Genomic DNA, 15,144 nt, shown 5'->3' on the forward strand with positions numbered 1-15,144 from the left:
ATGGGGAGGACATCCGATTCCGCGACACTCGATACGACGTCGACTTTGGTGGCTGGCGTATCGACAAGCCAACCAGTCTCCACCAAGAACACTCAGTCAAGCGGTACTACACCACCGACCGATCGTTCCGCGTTTGTACAACTCTGTCGTGGTTTTATTCGGTATCACGCAAGTCCGTTGAACGTGACGCTGCATTGCTTGACGACGCCGATGGCGGTCTTGGGTGTCTATCTGATTGCCAGTTGGATTCATCCTAATGCATTGGCGATACTTCCGATCGGACACGCGATTTGGATCGCGGCACTCGCGCCGGCGGGGTTGGCATCTCTAAGTGCTTTATTGATCGCAGGGCTAAGCGGCGTCGCGTGGATTTTTCCAGATCAGGTGATCTTGGGGAGCGTGCTGCTGGTGGTCGGATATGTCGGGCAGGAGGCCGCGCATTGGTTCACCGGCGAAGCGACTTTTCAGAGCAGCTATCGCGGATCGGTTCGCTGGCTGCGTGATTTTTCGGATCACACGATTCTATTGTTGCCGTTGCTGATCGTTTCCGCGACACGTCGCAAAAGCACGCCTCTGCGGCTTTTGGTGGCCCGGCAAGCCGTGCTGACAGCGAAGCTCTCGCCCGAGATCCATCGTCAAGACTTCGATACGCTGCTGAATTGGGTTCGACAGCGAACGCCGACCTTGGAATCGAGTACGCATTGGTGGCAACACGATTTGGAAGGTGACGCGGGCGAAGCGTTCTCGCGATTGAGTGCTGACGAAACGCTACTGCAAACGATTCGGCGGTTTCATGGGCCGGGATATGAAGTTCGACCGGCGTACGGGATGAACGAAGTTTATGTCACTGGACCGCCCAAGAAGATCTCATCGGACACCGTGTTCTACATGGGGCATGTCGATGGGCCTTGGGGCGTCTTTCCGGGGGCGTCGCTCTATCGGTGCATGTTGGCGCTCAATGAAAACTTGGAGGTGACGACGCACTATCCAATGGCCGGCTTGTCGCCTGAGCAACCGGTCAGTTATCGGTTGCGACACGGTGATGCGGCGATCTTCGATTTCAATCGCGAGTTGCACTACATCACTCGTGAGCTGCGACCCGACCAGCCAGAGCCGCGGATCAATTTAAAGCTGCACTTTGTGGCGTATCCCAAAACGTGCCGCTGGTATGGGAAGACACTTGAATGGCTGACGACGAAGTACGACATCTCGGCAAGGCATTTGTTTTTGCAGACCATTCGCCCCGACAGCTGGTTTGCCGGTGTCAAGGCGCGTTGGGTGTTGGCTTGGACGAAGATCTTTGAGCTGATAGTGCAGCACGTCGGTTGGACGAACCTGGCGTACGTCGCTTTGGCGGGATTGGTGTCAGCATTCATGGTGCTGGTCGATTCTGTTTCGTCGCTCGGCATGTTTTTGGCGGCAACCAGTTTCGTTCACTATGCGATCTATCTCGGGACGCTGCACGAGCGTTCGCGGATCGCGTTCGCGCGGTTTCGGCGTGACGCGATGTTTTTCAAAACGTTGTCGCTAGGACAGCTCTTCGTGCTGTACGCGATTGCAATTTTTTCTGGCCAACTTGGGTTGCCGGAGATGTTTTCGTTGTTCGGCGTCATGGCAGGATTTTCGTTGGCCGGATGGTCTGCGAAAGTATTGGGCATGACGCGAACGCTGTATTCATCGGAGCTTGGGTTTGAAAAGCCGCAGCGAATCACAAGAGCCCCGTTCGGAACTATTTCACACCCGATGATTATTGGGGCAGCGATCGGGATCGCTTCGATGGGGCTTGCGGAGGGATTCCGGGCCTCGTTTGGCTGGCTGATTATCGGCCACCTCGTCTGTTACGCGTCAGTGCTGGCTCAAGAAGTCGCGGTGCATCGGCGTTGGGAAAAATCTCAGGAATTTCCCGCAAAACAGAATGTCTAACCCGCCTTGGCGTTTGCCCTAAGCCAGTGTCCATGTGTTGAAAAGGTAGCGAGGGGCAATTTGTGAGCCCGTTCGGCGCTGGTAAGACGGGCAATCTGTCCTCGATCGCATTGCCAATCGAACCGGTTCGGCGGTACGTCCCTTCCGAAAATGGCCGGAGAACGCTAACCTTTTGGAAAATTCGACAGTTAATTCCGTCCCACTTTTGCTTAAACGAAATCACGCCAATGAGTGTTGCATCGACCGATATCGATACCCTTGCCGTCGACACCATCCGCACGCTCAGTATGGACGCGGTACAGACTGCCAACAGCGGTCACCCAGGCACGCCCATGGCGCTGGCGCCGATCGCGTATCAGCTGTTCAATCACACGATGCAATACGATCCGAGCCACCCTAACTGGCCGAACCGCGATCGTTTTGTTTTGTCGTGCGGCCACGCGTCGATGCTGTTGTACAGCGTCCTGCACTTGTCCGGCGTGAAAGCGACCGGCAAAGACGGCAAAGTGCTCGACGAACTGTCGATCAAATTGGACGACATCAAACAGTTCCGCCAGATCGGCAGCGTTTGCGCCGGTCACCCCGAATACGCCGAAGCGGCCGGGATCGAAACGACAACGGGCCCCTTGGGTGCCGGTGTCAGCAACAGTGTCGGAATGGCGATGGCACAAAAGTGGCTGGCTGAAAACTACAACACCGACGAACACACGCTGTTCGATTACAACGTCTACGCAGTGTGCAGCGACGGTGACTTGATGGAAGGCGTTGCTTGCGAAGCGGCATCGCTGGGCGGTCACCTGAAACTCGACAACCTGTGCTGGATCTACGACGACAACAAAATCACCATCGAAGGTGATACCGATATCTCGTTCTCCGAAGACGTCGGCAAGAAGTTCGAAGGTATGGGCTGGAACGTCCTGCACGTCTCGGATGTCAACACGCTGTCGAACCTTGCCGACGCGATCGAAAATTTCAAGGCATGTAGCGGCAAGCCGACCATCATCATCTGCAAGACCACGATCGCTTGGGGCTCGCCCAACAAAGCGAACACCCACGGCGCACACGGTGCTCCACTGGGATGGGACGAAGTCGAACTGACCAAGAAGGCGTACGGTTTCCCACCAGAAGAAAAATTCTACGTTCCCGATGGCGTTGTCGAGCACTTCGACAACAACCTGGGTAAACGCGGGCAAGCCGACTACGAACAGTGGGACGGCGTTTGGTCCAGCTACAAAGCGGCTAACCCGACCAAAGCTGCCGAGCTTGAGGCAATGTTCAGCGGACGCTTGCCAGCCGGTTGGGACAAAGACATTCCCGTCTTCGAAGCCAGCGAAAAAGGCGACGCGACCCGCAACAGCAGCGGCAAAGTTCTCAACGCAATCGCCAAAAACGTGCCATTCATGATCGGCGGTTCGGCTGACTTGGCACCGAGTAACAAGAGCGATTTGACGTTCGAAGGTGCGGGCGAGTTCCTGCCGAATCAGTACGGCGGACGCAACCTGCACTTCGGTATCCGTGAACACGCGATGGCCGGTGCCGTCAATGGTATCTGCTTGACCGGTCTTCGTGGCTACGCTGCGACGTTCTTTGTGTTTACCGACTACATGCGTGGTGCGATGCGATTGTCGTCGATCATGCATCAACCAACGCTGTACATCCTGACGCACGATTCGATTGGCGTCGGTGAAGACGGACCGACGCACCAGCCGATCGAGCATTTGACCGCGTGCCGAGCGATCCCAGGCCTGAACGTGTTCCGGCCTGGCGATGCCAACGAAGTCGCTGAGTGCTATCGCACCGCGATGGAAACCACCGATCACCCTGCCGCGATGGTTCTGTCGCGTCAGAACATGCCAACCCTGTGCCGCACCAAATACGCGTCGGCCGAAGGTTGTGCGAAAGGCGGTTACATCCTGTCGGATTGCGAAGGCACCCCCGACGTGATCCTGATGGGCAGCGGCAGCGAATTGAACCTGTGTGTCACCGCCGCTGAGAAACTGACCGAAGCTGGTAAAAAGGTTCGCATCGTCAGCATGCCGTGCTTGGACCTGTTCGCCCAGCAAAGTGCCGAATACCAAAACCAGGTCTTGCCACCAGCAGTTACCAACCGCGTCGCGGTTGAAGCTGGTTTGCAGATGAGTTGGGACCGTTGGTTGGGCTTAGATGGCAAGTTCGTCGGGATGCACGGCTACGGTGCCAGCGGACCATACAACTTGGTTTACGAGCACTTCGGTATCACCGCCGACGCTGTTGTCAAAGCAGCTGGTGGCTGATCATTGAAAGTCCCGAATCAGCAGAACCGCCCATTTACCGGAGCAAACATGACGCCGATGATCGACGTCGTGTTTCTGCTGATCATCTTCTTTCTGGTCTCAAGCCATTTGGCACGTCAAGAGTCACGGCTACCGGTCGATTTGCCGGTAGCCGATACTCATGACCCTCTTTCGGTTGATCCGGTGTCGTTGACGATCACCATCAACCAAGACCAGCAGCTACTTGCCGGTGGCCAGCCTGTCACGCTAGACGGCTTGGCAACGCTCTTTGCTGAAATCCGCGATCGTGATGGCGAAACCGCTTCCCTGCGGATTCGTACGGATGGCGTCGTTCCGTATCAGGTCGTCGAGCCGGTGCTGCACGCATCTGCGGTCGCAGGTGTCGTGGATATCAAATTGGCCGTCAAAGAATCGCGTGGAAGCTAGCTGATGCGTTTACCTGCGTCCCGTGCCAGCAGCGAATTGGAAGTCAAGATGACGCCGATGATCGACGTCGTCTTCCTGTTGCTGATCTTCTTTGTCTGGACCAGCAGTTTTGAAACTCCCGAGTACGATTTGCCCGGTGCGATCGCCGAGAGTCCCGAAGGCGGAAGCACCGCAAATACCGATTCGCCGCCGCCGGTGGAGCCGTATGACGAAGTCATCATCCGGCTAGGAAAACGCGAGGGCCTGCTGTCGATTCAGTTGGCGGGCGATCCGGTGGAGTCGTTCGAAGAGTTGCAAGAACGGCTGGCCGCGATCATTTCGCTGGGCGTACAGCCGCCGGTGATTATTGATCCAGAAGGCACCGTGCAGATGGAGCAAGCGGTAAGGGCATACGACATTGCCCGAGCCGCCGGTGCGGACCGTGTTTTGTATGCAACGGTCGCACGCTAAGAAACCAAGTCGAGCTTGCTAAATCATCCGCCCAGCCGATTGAATCCGCCACCGCGGCGGCGAGCGTTTCCGACGTTGGGAGTCGCTGTCGCGGGTGTGTTTGGCGTCGCGTTCGGTTGACCCGGCTGATTGGGGTTGGCTGGTTGAGCGTTTCCTTTGGCCTGGTTGTTGAAGGCACGCAGAACTCGTTCGATCGCTTCGTCACTCGTTTTTCCGGACACGGAGATGATCTGCATGTCACCAGCCGGTTTGGCTGCCATGTCGAGTTGGTTGATCATGTCGACAACCAGTTCCAGCAGCGGTTCGCCCTCGGCGCTAACCAGCAGGGTGTTGCCGATGCTGTCGACGCCCATCGACAATTTGCCTTTAAAGGAAAAGTCAACATCGCCTCCATCGCGACCGTTTTCGGTATCGACGAGTCCACTTCCCTGTTGCCGGTCGCGCCCGGAGGATTTCGAACTATCGCCGCCGCCACCACCAGCGTTTCCACCGCCGCCTTGATTGCCGCCACGTTGGAAAGTCTTGTCGTTGCTGCTGAGCAAATCGCGGTAGGCTTCCTTTACCGTTTCGGCGATGCTTTGTGGGTCCCCGTACTGGATTTTGACCAGCTTGGTGTATCGCATTCGACGCTTGTTTACAGGTTCGGCGACGTCCCAGAGTTTGATGAGCTCGGCGATTGTTTTAAGTTGGGATGACGTCGCCCCGCTGACAACGATCGTGTTGGTGTCCGGTTCATAAACGAATCGCAGCTTGTTCGTTTTTCCAAGCCCTGATGGGCTCTCTTCGTTTTGCTGGTCAAATCCATAGATCCAGCGATAAAAGTTGCTACCAGAATCGTCGTCTTCGTCTTCCTCTTCGAAGTACTCTTCAAGATTCAGTTGTACGTATCCGGCCGACTGGTGTTTAATTTTGAAAACGTGGTAGGGCCGCTTGGGCGGTGCGAACTGCAGCATCAGGTTTTCGAGTCGGTCGAGTGCTTGTGTGTTCGGACCGACCAGCACCAAGTTCCCGTCTTCGTCGAGTTCAATCTTGATCGCGGTGTCTTGCGATGAAGCGTCGGTTGACGCCGCGTTTGCATCGATTTCTGCTGTGGGCTCGTTTGTTTGCGGCGACGCGTTTTGGCCAAACAGACGATCGAAATCACTCGCCGATCGGATTTGGGAACGCATCTCGTTGCTGTCAGATTGCAAGTCGTCTTCGGTGGGATCTTGGGCCGCAGGTGTTGCCGTAAAGGTCGTACCCGATCGCCGTTGCCCCGTAGAGGCCTCCAGGCCATCATCGGCTTCGGTATCCGATTCGCTATCCGACGGTTGGCTTTCGTCGTCAGTGTTGGTATCCGGTACAACCGGATCGACAAAGAGTTCTTCGCTGGGCAGTTCTAGCGGTGTGTCAGAAATCTGAGCCCACTGTTGTTTCAGTCGCTGCAAGTACTCGTAGGTTTCGGGAGCGGAGGACGCATCGACGCGGCGGACCATGCTTTTACTTCCACCTGGTGGTGGTAATTCGCCGAGTTTGATCAAGAGGTTGCGAACTTGTTCCATTTCAGAATCGTTCGCCCACAATAGGACTTGGCGGTAGCGGGCATTGGCGGCAACGCGGAATTCGTCTTGGTCTTTTTTGTCGTCGTCGTTACCGCCAAAGGGATAGTACATAAAGCGACGAGAGCTATTGTCATCGTCTTTCTTTTTGTCTTTGCCCATCAGGAACGAAATCGACTCGGCAACTTCGGATGCTTCGAGTCGTCGCAACTGGAGTACTTCAAACGATCGACCGCTCCCATCGAGTCGTTTGATGAGCCGTTCGATGATGTAGCGATCCGCTGCGGAGCCGGAGACGATGATCGCGCGATTGTTGTCGTCGGCTTGAATCTGAGTCGAAGGCTCGAGAACGTTCATCTGAGAGATGATCTCGATCAACTTATCGGGATCGATCGAATACAGGCGAAAGACATCCACGCGCGATTCGACGTCGGAAAGTGAGTTCAGGCTTTGACCAGGGACATCGATGCGGGTGAGAAATTCGGTCGCAACGGCAATCCGATCAACCGGGGCGCGAATGAAGACGGAATTTTGACGTGTGTTTGCGACGATCGAAATGTCTGCGGTTTTGGTAGGGGCCGGAGGTTGGCCACCGTTCTGACGAGCCATTTGCTGCATCATTTGCATTTGCTGGGGCGTCATCGGTGCGGCTTGTTTTTTCTCCACACCAAGGAATTCTTCCAGCATCTTTTTGGCGACTTCGGCAGAGATGTGCCGTAGTCGGAATTCCGGTGCCAAGGCTTCGCGACTTGATTGATTGCGTTCCTGGGAAAGCAATCTGGCAATCTGTTGAAGGTTAATTGCCGCGTCCATGGCTTCCAGCCGATTGGTGGTCGACAAGGCCGTCAATTGGCCGTTGCTACTGACCATCGGCTTGAGCTCTTCAGACATCTTCTGGCTCGAAAGCCAGCCGGTTTCCAAGGACACGCGAACAAATTTGTGGGGCGAAAGATTTTCAAGTTCCGCCTCGCTGACGCGTGGCACCATCGCCGGGTTGATGCCTTGCGTTTTGGCAACGGTGATCCCACCGGGCATTTCCAGCAAGGTGTATCCGCGTGCGAGCAAGTGTCGATTGAAGAGGTCCTTGGTTTGTTCGACGGTATAGCGTCCGGGCGATCGCATGTTGACCCGGTCGGCAGGCAGTTCTTGCCAATCGAGTGGTTGGTCGGCGATTTGGGCGAGCCATTGAACTAACTCGACCCAGGGTTGGTTGCGGAACTGGAACGCGACGCGGCCGTCTTCACCAACGGTGGCCTTCAATTCTTCGGGGTTCGCGTCGTCGGCTTTTTGGTCACCTCGGCGGATAATTTTGGGTTCTGGCGGTTCGGCTTTTGCGTCTCCTGGTGCGGCGGATTGTTCACCAGGTTTCTGTGGCTGATTTCCGTTGGGTGGTTGGCCAGGCGGCTGTCCTGGCATGGGAACGCCGTTCGGAGTCGCGACCGGTACGACCGCTCCTTGGGGCGTCGCCATGACTTGGATTTGTGCCGATACCAATGGCGACTTCAATAGGATCGCGATTGCGAGGCAAAGCAGTAAACGCATTTAGATGAGGGGGAGTGTTGTCGTCGGGGGAAAGGACGGCGCCGCTCCAGGGCGCTCATGCAACTCAACAGTGCATCTTTAGGGTAGACGAACTGGAATAGACATTGTGTCTCGATTTGTTGGCAGATTGGGCAGTTTTTCGCCAAAAAATCGACCTTCCTGAATCCCGTTTCGCTTTGCTAGTTTCCCGCAACGAGCACTGTGGACCGAACCGTTGAGTGACTCCCTGGACGAAGGATGCCTACACGGCTGACACGATATATTTTGGCGGAGATCTTGAAGATTTTCGTCGTTGCGCTAATCGCGTTGACGCTGCTGATCTTGTTGATCGGTGTCGGGCGGACGCTGTTGCGCGAAGGTCTAGGTCCGTTGGCGATCGTTCAGTTACTGCCTTATTTGCTGCCCGTTTCGCTACAATTCGCCTTTCCAGCGACCGCTCTGTTCGCCGTTTCCTGCGTGTATGGGCGGATGGCGGGGGATGGTGAGGTCGCGACCGTCAAAGCGTCGGGTATCTCGCCGTTGCGGTTGCTGCAGCCAGCGTTCATTTTCGCATTTTTGCTGAGTCCCTTCGCGGTTTATATCAGCGATTTGGCTGTTTCTTGGGGGCGTCCGGGAATCAATCGCGTTGTCATGCTGTCAATCGAAGACATCGTGTACCGCAAGATGAGAAGTCAGCATTCGTACACTGACGATGGCTTCTCGATTCACGTCCGAAATGTGAACGGCAAGAAACTCGAATATCCGACCGTGACGATTAGCAGCGGCGGCGTTCCGATCAAGTTTGAAGCCCGTGAAGGTCAGCTCGTCTTGGATGCCGAGAGCGAGCAATTGATGTTGAAACTGGTCGACAGTCGGTGGGTACGTGGCGAATCGCTGCAAATTTTTGCACCCGGTCCGACTGAGTATCCAATCCCCTTGTCTGATTCGCCAGACGGCGAGGATCAGGAGTCGACCCGCCCGGGAGATTTGCCGCTGCGAGTGATTGGGACCGAGCGGTTGCGGCAAGACGCGCGTACTCATGAGGCGGCTGGCGAACTCGCCGCACAAACGAGTTTCTCCATCCTGACCAGTCGCTACGAAGAGATCGTTGATGGTAAGGGACGTGAGCGGCGTGCTGAGCTAGACGCAAGTCGTCGTCGTTTGATGCGTTTGAAAATCGCCCCATGGCGTCGTTGGGCGGAGGGCTTCAGCTGCTTTTTCTTTGTTTTGATCGGTGCCCCGCTGGCGATGATTTCGCGTACCAGCGACTACTGGACCACGTTTGGGCGCTGCTTTCTGCCCACATTGCTGATGTATTACCCGTTGTTTATCCTTGGCCTCAATCAAGCGAAGGATGGTGCGATCCCTCCCTATGGGGTGTGGTTGGGGAATGTAGCACTTGGGGCGATCGGGATGATTTTGGTGAATCGTGTCCGCCGTTACTGAGCGAGTTGTCGGTTTCGGACGCTAGCGATAAGCCATGATGTGAATACACTGCGCGGTTTTAGCGGCGCAGTCCATCCGGGGGTCAGACCACCGAATTCGCCGTCTTATCTACCCACGCCTCGAAGTCTCGTTTTAACGTCGTCCTGCGACCGAACTGTCATGACAAGTGAAGCCTGCCAAGCGTTTGTTCAATCCATCGAAGATCGCACCTGTAAAGTTGGAATCATCGGTCTCGGCTATGTCGGCTTGCCGCTGATTGATGCGTTCATCACCGCCGGTTTCAGTTGCTTTGGATTCGACGTTGACGCCAGCAAAGTCGATTCGCTGTTGGCCGGCAAGAGCTACATCAAGCACATCGGCAACGAAAAAATTCAAGCTTGGCTGTCCAAGGAAAAGTTCGAAGCGAGTGCTGATATGTCGCGGCTGTCCGAGCCAGACGTTCTGTTGATTTGCGTTCCCACGCCACTCGATTCGGCCCGCGATCCTGACTTGTCATACGTCGTTGGAACTTGCGAAGCGATCGCCAAGGCACTGCGTCCCGGGCAGTTGGTCGTTCTAGAGAGCACGACGTACCCCACGACAACTCGCGATGTGATGGTTCCGATCCTGGAAGCCGGTGGATTGGTTGCGGGAAAAGATTTCTTCGTCGCATATAGCCCTGAACGCGAAGATCCAGGTAACCCTGACTTCTCGGCGGCAGGGATTCCCAAGGTTGTCGGTGCGATCAACGAGGACAGCCAAGCGTGTGCCGCGAAGCTATACGGATCGGCGGTTGCTGGTGTTATCCCGGTCGGGAACTGTGAAATCGCCGAGGCCGCCAAGGTTTTGGAAAACATTTATCGTGCGGTCAATATCGCACTTGTGAACGAACTGAAGACCTTGTTTGACAAAATGGGGATCGACGTTTGGGATGTGATCAATGCTGCCAAGACGAAGCCATTCGGTTTCCAGGCGTTTTATCCTGGCCCAGGGTTGGGCGGTCACTGCATTCCAATCGACCCGTTCTATCTTTCGTGGCTCGCTCGCAAGCAAGGCAGCACCGCCCGCTTCATCGAATTAGCAGGTGAAGTTAACCGCGCAATGCCTAATTACGTTGTCTCGCGGACTGCAGAGTTTCTCAACGAAGCACGCAAGCCAATCAACGGCAGCAAGATTTGTTTGTTGGGGATGGCTTACAAGAAAGACGTTGACGATCCCCGTGAAAGCCCATCGTTCGAGTTGATGGAGCTGCTATTGGCTCAGGGGGCTGACCTGACCTACAGCGACCCGCACGTGCCGAAGTTGCCCGCAATGCGTCACTATGACTTGCCAGCGATGGAAAGTCAGGAGTTGACGCCAGAGTTCTTGGCAAGCTGCGATGCGGTGCTGATCGCGACCGATCACACGGCGTTTGACTATGACGCGATCGTCAAACACTGCTCGCTTGTCGTCGATACGCGAAACGCGACACAGAATGTCAGCGAAGGTCGCGAAAAGATTCGCAAGTGCTAGGGCGCCAGCCAGGGCGTGACCTGATTCTTCATTTGGTTTCGCACTGGCAATGCGATCGGGTTTTGATAATCCGGTGGACGCATTGATCGGTCATCTGGACCGATATCTGGTAGTGGGAACGGATCGTGGACAATCGCGTTGGCCTGTTGGTAATTCATCGGGCCAGGCGGTGCGATCCAGCCACGATCTACCATCGCTTGGCATCCACCACTGCAGAGCACCAAGGCAATCACAATCAGCGAAGGGAGGGACTTCATCGTTGGTTCAGGAGAGAGTGCAGAACGCGTCACCCTCGCAGGGTACCGAACAGAGTGGATCGGGCGAAAGAGCGTTCTCAGTTTCACCGAATGAACATCAAAGGCAGCCTCTTTCTTAAGCGAATGTTCATTCGGGTTGCCTATATTCGCAAACCATCAAATTGACGCACGGACTTTTCTCCAAGTCGGCTTCTCTGGTTTGCTCAAAATCTCGCTCTTGCAGACAAATGGCTCTCGAAAAGGCACGCGATGGCGCGTCGAGACCTCGCCATTCCTGATCGGCCGCAACGATGATTGTCAGCTCACGCTGTCATCGCGAACGGTCAGTCGACGACACTGCATGATTGTCTTTGACAGTTCAAGTGTGTTGATCAAAGACCTCAAGAGTCGCAATGGCACACAGGTTGGTGGCGTGACCGTTTCTGCGGAAACTCCTGCACAACTCTCGCACCATACCGAGTTGCAGATCGGCAAGTACACGTTCCGGCTTTCGATTCGAGATTCAAAGACCAACGAGCCCTATCGGCCTGGGCTTCTCGATCTGTCCACGCTCTCCGGCGCCGAGGTCGACGCGACCCCAGAAACACAGGACGCACAACGCTTGATCGCAGAGCTTGACGACTTGGCATCAAGGTTGGAGGGAGGCGGGAATTCCAGTGTGATCGAGACGACGAACCTGCGGCATGCTGCAGAGGACGACACCGCCAAAGCCACATCGGATGCCAGGGAGGACAACGATGCAGCGAAAGTCGAGTCGTCTAGCGAGTCGAAACAGTCCACCGCAGAGGAGCAGCAGCGATCGGAAACCGATTTGACTGAATCCGGCGATGGGCCACAAAAGCTGCCCCAGCACCTTCGCCCAAAGGGGCCACGTGATAGTCAAGATGCCGCCGCGGAAGCATTGCGGAACCTCTTTATTCGCTAAACGAGGGATCGCTTTGACGGCAAGGTTTGCCGGTGACGAATGTTTCGCGCGTGAACAAAAAAAGCGGCGTCAAAATTGACGCCGCTTCAAGTTGCATTCGAACGAGCTTGCCGGAGACGTGACTACTCGGCAGCTTCGGTCATCGCGAGTAGTTCGTCTTTGCCGATCCGATCACAGAAATCGCCAAGCGATTCGCCCTCTTGGCGGTTGGCTTTGAAGATCTTCGCGATGCTGACGATTTCCGAAACGATTTCGTCGGAGGGGACCAGGTCTTTGTAGACGTATGCCAGTCGGTTACCGAGCCATCCGCCGCCGAGGAAGAACGTGTACTTGTCTTTGGCTTTGCCCACCAAAGCGATGTCAGCGTTGTATGGGCGGGCGCAACCATTGGGGCACCCGGTCATACGGATCGTAAAGCGTTCTTTGTCGAGTCCCAGCTTCGCCAGCGGTTGTTCGAGATCGTCAATCAGGCTTGGCAATCGTCGTTCGCTTTCGGTGATTGCCAATCCGCAAGTTGGCAGTGCGACACATGCCATCGACCAGCGGCGGACGGTGCTGGTTTCTTCGGTGGTCGGTGCACCGTGCTTTTTGATGATCGCGATCAGCTTGTCTTGATCGCCGGGATCGATGTCCGTGAAGATAATGCTTTGGTATCCGGTCATCCGCATTTCGGTGCCGAACGTGGTGCAGATCTCGCGCATCATCGCTTTGAGCTTGATTTGGTCGTTGTCGTACAAACGACCATTTTCGACACTCAGGCCATAAGACAATTTGCCATCGCCTTGTTCTTGCCAGCCCATGTGATCGTCGACACCGGTCACGTCGTCTTCAACACAGTCTTTGAGCGGTTCGCCGAAGTACTCTTCAACCGCGCGGCGGAACTTTTCGATTCCCCACTGGTCGACGAGGTACTTCATCCGAGCGACTTTGCGGTCTTCACGATTGCCGTAGTCGCGTTGGACTTTGATGACCGCTTTGGCCAATTCGATCGCTTGGTCGGGAGTGCAGAACGCCATGCGTTTTGCAGCGCCGGGTAGGTGCGTTTGAGTGCTGGGGTGGTCCCCATGCCGCCGCCAACCAGGACGTTGTATCCGATGATTTCGCCATCGCGAACGATCGCCAGATACCCAAGGTCTTGGGTATAGATATCGATACAGTTGTCTTCTGGAAGTGCGATGCCCATCTTGAATTTACGGGGCAGGTATCGCGGTCCGTAGAGCGGTTCGGAAACGGGGCCGCCGCCTTCGAGCGTCTTTTCGCCGGTTTCAGGATCGGTTACCCAGAGCTCGTGGTAGGCGGGAGTCTGGGGGGCCAGGGCGACCGTCATTTCGTCGGTCAATTGAGCCAATTGGTCATGGACGCCACCGACGCGTTTGGCGGGACAGCACATGATGTTTCGGTTTACATCGCCACACGCTGCCAGCGTCGACAGTTCCATCGCGTTGATCCGATGAATCGTCTCACGCAAGTCGTTTTTCAGGATGCCGTGCAGCTGCAGCGTCTGGCGGGTGGTGATCTTGATGGTCGAGTTGCCAAGCTCGTCACAGAGGTCCAGTTGGGCCAGCATCTGCTTGCTGGTGATTCGACCGCCGGGGATGCGGCAGCGGACCATCATCGAGAACGCTTTTCCGCCACCTTGTTTTTTCAGTTCTGCCCGTTTGTCGCGGTCGTCTTGCTGGTAAGTCCCGTGAAACTTCAACAATTGGATATCGTCTTTATTGAAGTGATCGGAATCGGCAGCCAATTCTTCGCCGATCGAGCCGCGCAAGAACTGGCTCTCTTCTTTGATCTTTTCAACGGGGCTAAGCTTTGACGCTTCGGTAGACATCGAGTGAAAAATCCTGTGTGATAACGACTGGCGGTTCGACAGTGTGCGGACTGTCAAATCTAAGCAAACTATAACGGCAGCACCGCGTTCCCACTATGGCGATGTCACCTTCGACAAAATGGTTTTTTGCGGCAGCGGTGCGACAGGCAAGGTACGAATGAGGCTGGCATGATGGCAGAGAAGCTGGATGGAAAGCAGGTCGCGGCAGAGATTCGCGAGGAAGTTGGTGAGCAAGTGAAGCAATTTGTCGCAAGCGGAGCCCCAGCGCCGTGCCTTGCGGCTGTCCTCGTCGGTGAGGACCCAGCGAGCCAGGTCTATGTTCGCAACAAAGCTCGCGCCTGTGAAAAAGCCGGAATCGAGGGGCGTACCCACCGTTTGCCGGCCGACGCAGGACAAAAACAGCTGTTGGAGCTGGTCAACCAGCTCAACGCCGACCCCACCGTCAACGGGATCCTGGTGCAACTTCCCCTGCCGAGTGGTCAGGATTACGACGAACGCGAAATCCTGGACGCTGTGGACCCGTTGAAGGACGTTGACGCGTTTTCTCCGGTGAACGTCGGATTGTTGATGCAGGGACGCCCGCGTTTCCTGCCTTGTACCCCCCACGGGATCGTTCAGTTGCTCCATCGCGCGAAAATTTCGTGCAGCGGCAAAAAGGTTTGTGTGGTCGGTCGCAGCGATATCGTCGGCAAACCGATGGCGATGATGTTGGCCCAAAAGTCGGGCTCCTGTGGTCCAGACGTCGCGAACGCGACGGTGACGTTGGCACACAGTCGAACCGCCGATTTGGCGGCGACCTGCCGGGACGCCGATATCTTGATCGCTGCCGTCGGCCGCCCCGAAATGATCACCGCTGATATGATCAAGCCCGGTGCGGTCGTAATTGATGTTGGCATCAACCGTGTCGGGGACAAACTTGTCGGCGATGTCGACTACGCCGGTGCCTGTGAAGTCGCATCGGCCATTACCCCGGTGCCCGGAGGCGTGGGGCCGTTGACGATTGCGATGTTGTTGCACAACACCTTGATGGCCGCGAAACTGCAATCGGCAAGCTAGCTTGCTCGCT

At 55.8% G+C, this 15,144-nt stretch carries 10 protein-coding genes and 1 pseudogene; 8 read left to right on the top strand and 3 right to left on the bottom strand.

Annotated elements, in window-relative coordinates:
* From CGZ80_RS04555 to CGZ80_RS04570, 4 genes are all read left to right on the top strand, one after another.
* Positions 1-1,923, top strand: coding sequence for a methyltransferase (locus CGZ80_RS04555; protein WP_094411800.1), 1,923 nt, complete (start codon positions 1-3; stop codon positions 1,921-1,923).
* Between the two features lie 227 nt (positions 1,924-2,150).
* Positions 2,151-4,196, top strand: coding sequence for a transketolase (gene tkt / locus CGZ80_RS04560; RefSeq protein ID WP_094411848.1), 2,046 nt, complete (start codon positions 2,151-2,153; stop codon positions 4,194-4,196).
* A 48-nt stretch (positions 4,197-4,244) separates the two neighbouring features.
* Positions 4,245-4,622, top strand: a complete 378-nt coding sequence (locus CGZ80_RS04565; RefSeq protein WP_094411803.1) for an ExbD/TolR family protein — start codon at positions 4,245-4,247, stop codon at positions 4,620-4,622.
* Positions 4,623-4,625: 3 nt separating this feature from the next.
* A complete protein-coding gene (locus tag CGZ80_RS04570; RefSeq protein WP_094411805.1) occupies positions 4,626-5,072 on the top strand; it encodes an ExbD/TolR family protein in 447 nt (148 codons plus the stop codon).
* Positions 5,073-5,095: 23 nt separating this feature from the next.
* Here the strand turns inward: CGZ80_RS04570 and CGZ80_RS04575 are convergent, their stop codons facing one another.
* Positions 5,096-8,152: a secretin N-terminal domain-containing protein gene (locus tag CGZ80_RS04575; RefSeq protein WP_233148232.1), complete on the bottom strand. Its 3,057-nt coding sequence runs from the start codon at positions 8,150-8,152 to the stop codon at positions 5,096-5,098.
* 237 nt (positions 8,153-8,389) lie between these two features.
* Between CGZ80_RS04575 and CGZ80_RS04580 the strand changes: the two genes are divergently transcribed.
* On the top strand, positions 8,390-9,577 hold the full coding sequence (locus CGZ80_RS04580; protein WP_094411807.1) for an LptF/LptG family permease: 1,188 nt from the start codon (positions 8,390-8,392) through the stop codon (positions 9,575-9,577).
* A gap of 159 nt (positions 9,578-9,736) precedes the next feature.
* The gene (locus tag CGZ80_RS04585) at positions 9,737-11,068 is read left to right on the top strand and encodes a nucleotide sugar dehydrogenase (RefSeq protein ID WP_094411809.1); all 1,332 of its coding nucleotides are present in this window, start codon (positions 9,737-9,739) and stop codon (positions 11,066-11,068) included.
* Here CGZ80_RS04585 and CGZ80_RS04590 read toward each other — a convergent pair.
* Positions 11,065-11,325 (bottom strand): hypothetical protein, encoded by a 261-nt coding sequence (locus tag CGZ80_RS04590; RefSeq protein ID WP_094411811.1) that lies wholly within the window; start codon positions 11,323-11,325, stop codon positions 11,065-11,067. The two genes, CGZ80_RS04585 and CGZ80_RS04590, sit on opposite strands and share 4 nt — an antisense overlap.
* Positions 11,326-11,542: 217 nt before the next feature.
* On the opposite strand from CGZ80_RS04590, the gene CGZ80_RS04595 reads away from it, so the two are divergent.
* The gene (locus tag CGZ80_RS04595) at positions 11,543-12,250 is read left to right on the top strand and encodes an FHA domain-containing protein (protein ID WP_158222552.1); all 708 of its coding nucleotides are present in this window, start codon (positions 11,543-11,545) and stop codon (positions 12,248-12,250) included.
* 122 nt (positions 12,251-12,372) lie between these two features.
* Here the strand turns inward: CGZ80_RS04595 and CGZ80_RS04600 are convergent.
* Positions 12,373-14,078 (bottom strand): annotated as a pseudogene (locus tag CGZ80_RS04600) (NADPH-dependent assimilatory sulfite reductase hemoprotein subunit).
* Positions 14,079-14,246: 168 nt separating this feature from the next.
* Here CGZ80_RS04600 and folD point away from each other — a divergent pair.
* On the top strand, positions 14,247-15,134 hold the full coding sequence (folD, locus tag CGZ80_RS04605) for a bifunctional methylenetetrahydrofolate dehydrogenase/methenyltetrahydrofolate cyclohydrolase FolD (protein ID WP_094411815.1): 888 nt from the start codon (positions 14,247-14,249) through the stop codon (positions 15,132-15,134).
* Positions 15,135-15,144 lie beyond the last annotated feature (10 nt).

The organism is Rhodopirellula sp. MGV (genome assembly GCF_002251265.1).
Lineage (GTDB): Bacteria > Planctomycetota > Planctomycetia > Pirellulales > Pirellulaceae > Stieleria > Stieleria baltica_A.

What these genes read in the sequence shown, in the direction of transcription:
- CGZ80_RS04555 (WP_094411800.1), top strand. Translation starts at nt 1, where the DNA reads ATGGGGAGGACATCCGATTCCGCGACACTCGATACGACGTCGACTTTG.
- tkt (WP_094411848.1), top strand. Translation starts at nt 2,151, where the DNA reads ATGAGTGTTGCATCGACCGATATCGATACCCTTGCCGTCGACACCATC.
- CGZ80_RS04565 (WP_094411803.1), top strand. Translation starts at nt 4,245, where the DNA reads ATGACGCCGATGATCGACGTCGTGTTTCTGCTGATCATCTTCTTTCTG.
- CGZ80_RS04570 (WP_094411805.1), top strand. Translation starts at nt 4,626, where the DNA reads ATGCGTTTACCTGCGTCCCGTGCCAGCAGCGAATTGGAAGTCAAGATG.
- CGZ80_RS04575 (WP_233148232.1), bottom strand. Translation starts at nt 8,152, where the DNA reads ATGCGTTTACTGCTTTGCCTCGCAATCGCGATCCTATTGAAGTCGCCA.
- CGZ80_RS04580 (WP_094411807.1), top strand. Translation starts at nt 8,390, where the DNA reads ATGCCTACACGGCTGACACGATATATTTTGGCGGAGATCTTGAAGATT.
- CGZ80_RS04585 (WP_094411809.1), top strand. Translation starts at nt 9,737, where the DNA reads ATGACAAGTGAAGCCTGCCAAGCGTTTGTTCAATCCATCGAAGATCGC.
- CGZ80_RS04590 (WP_094411811.1), bottom strand. Translation starts at nt 11,325, where the DNA reads ATGAAGTCCCTCCCTTCGCTGATTGTGATTGCCTTGGTGCTCTGCAGT.
- folD (WP_094411815.1), top strand. Translation starts at nt 14,247, where the DNA reads ATGATGGCAGAGAAGCTGGATGGAAAGCAGGTCGCGGCAGAGATTCGC.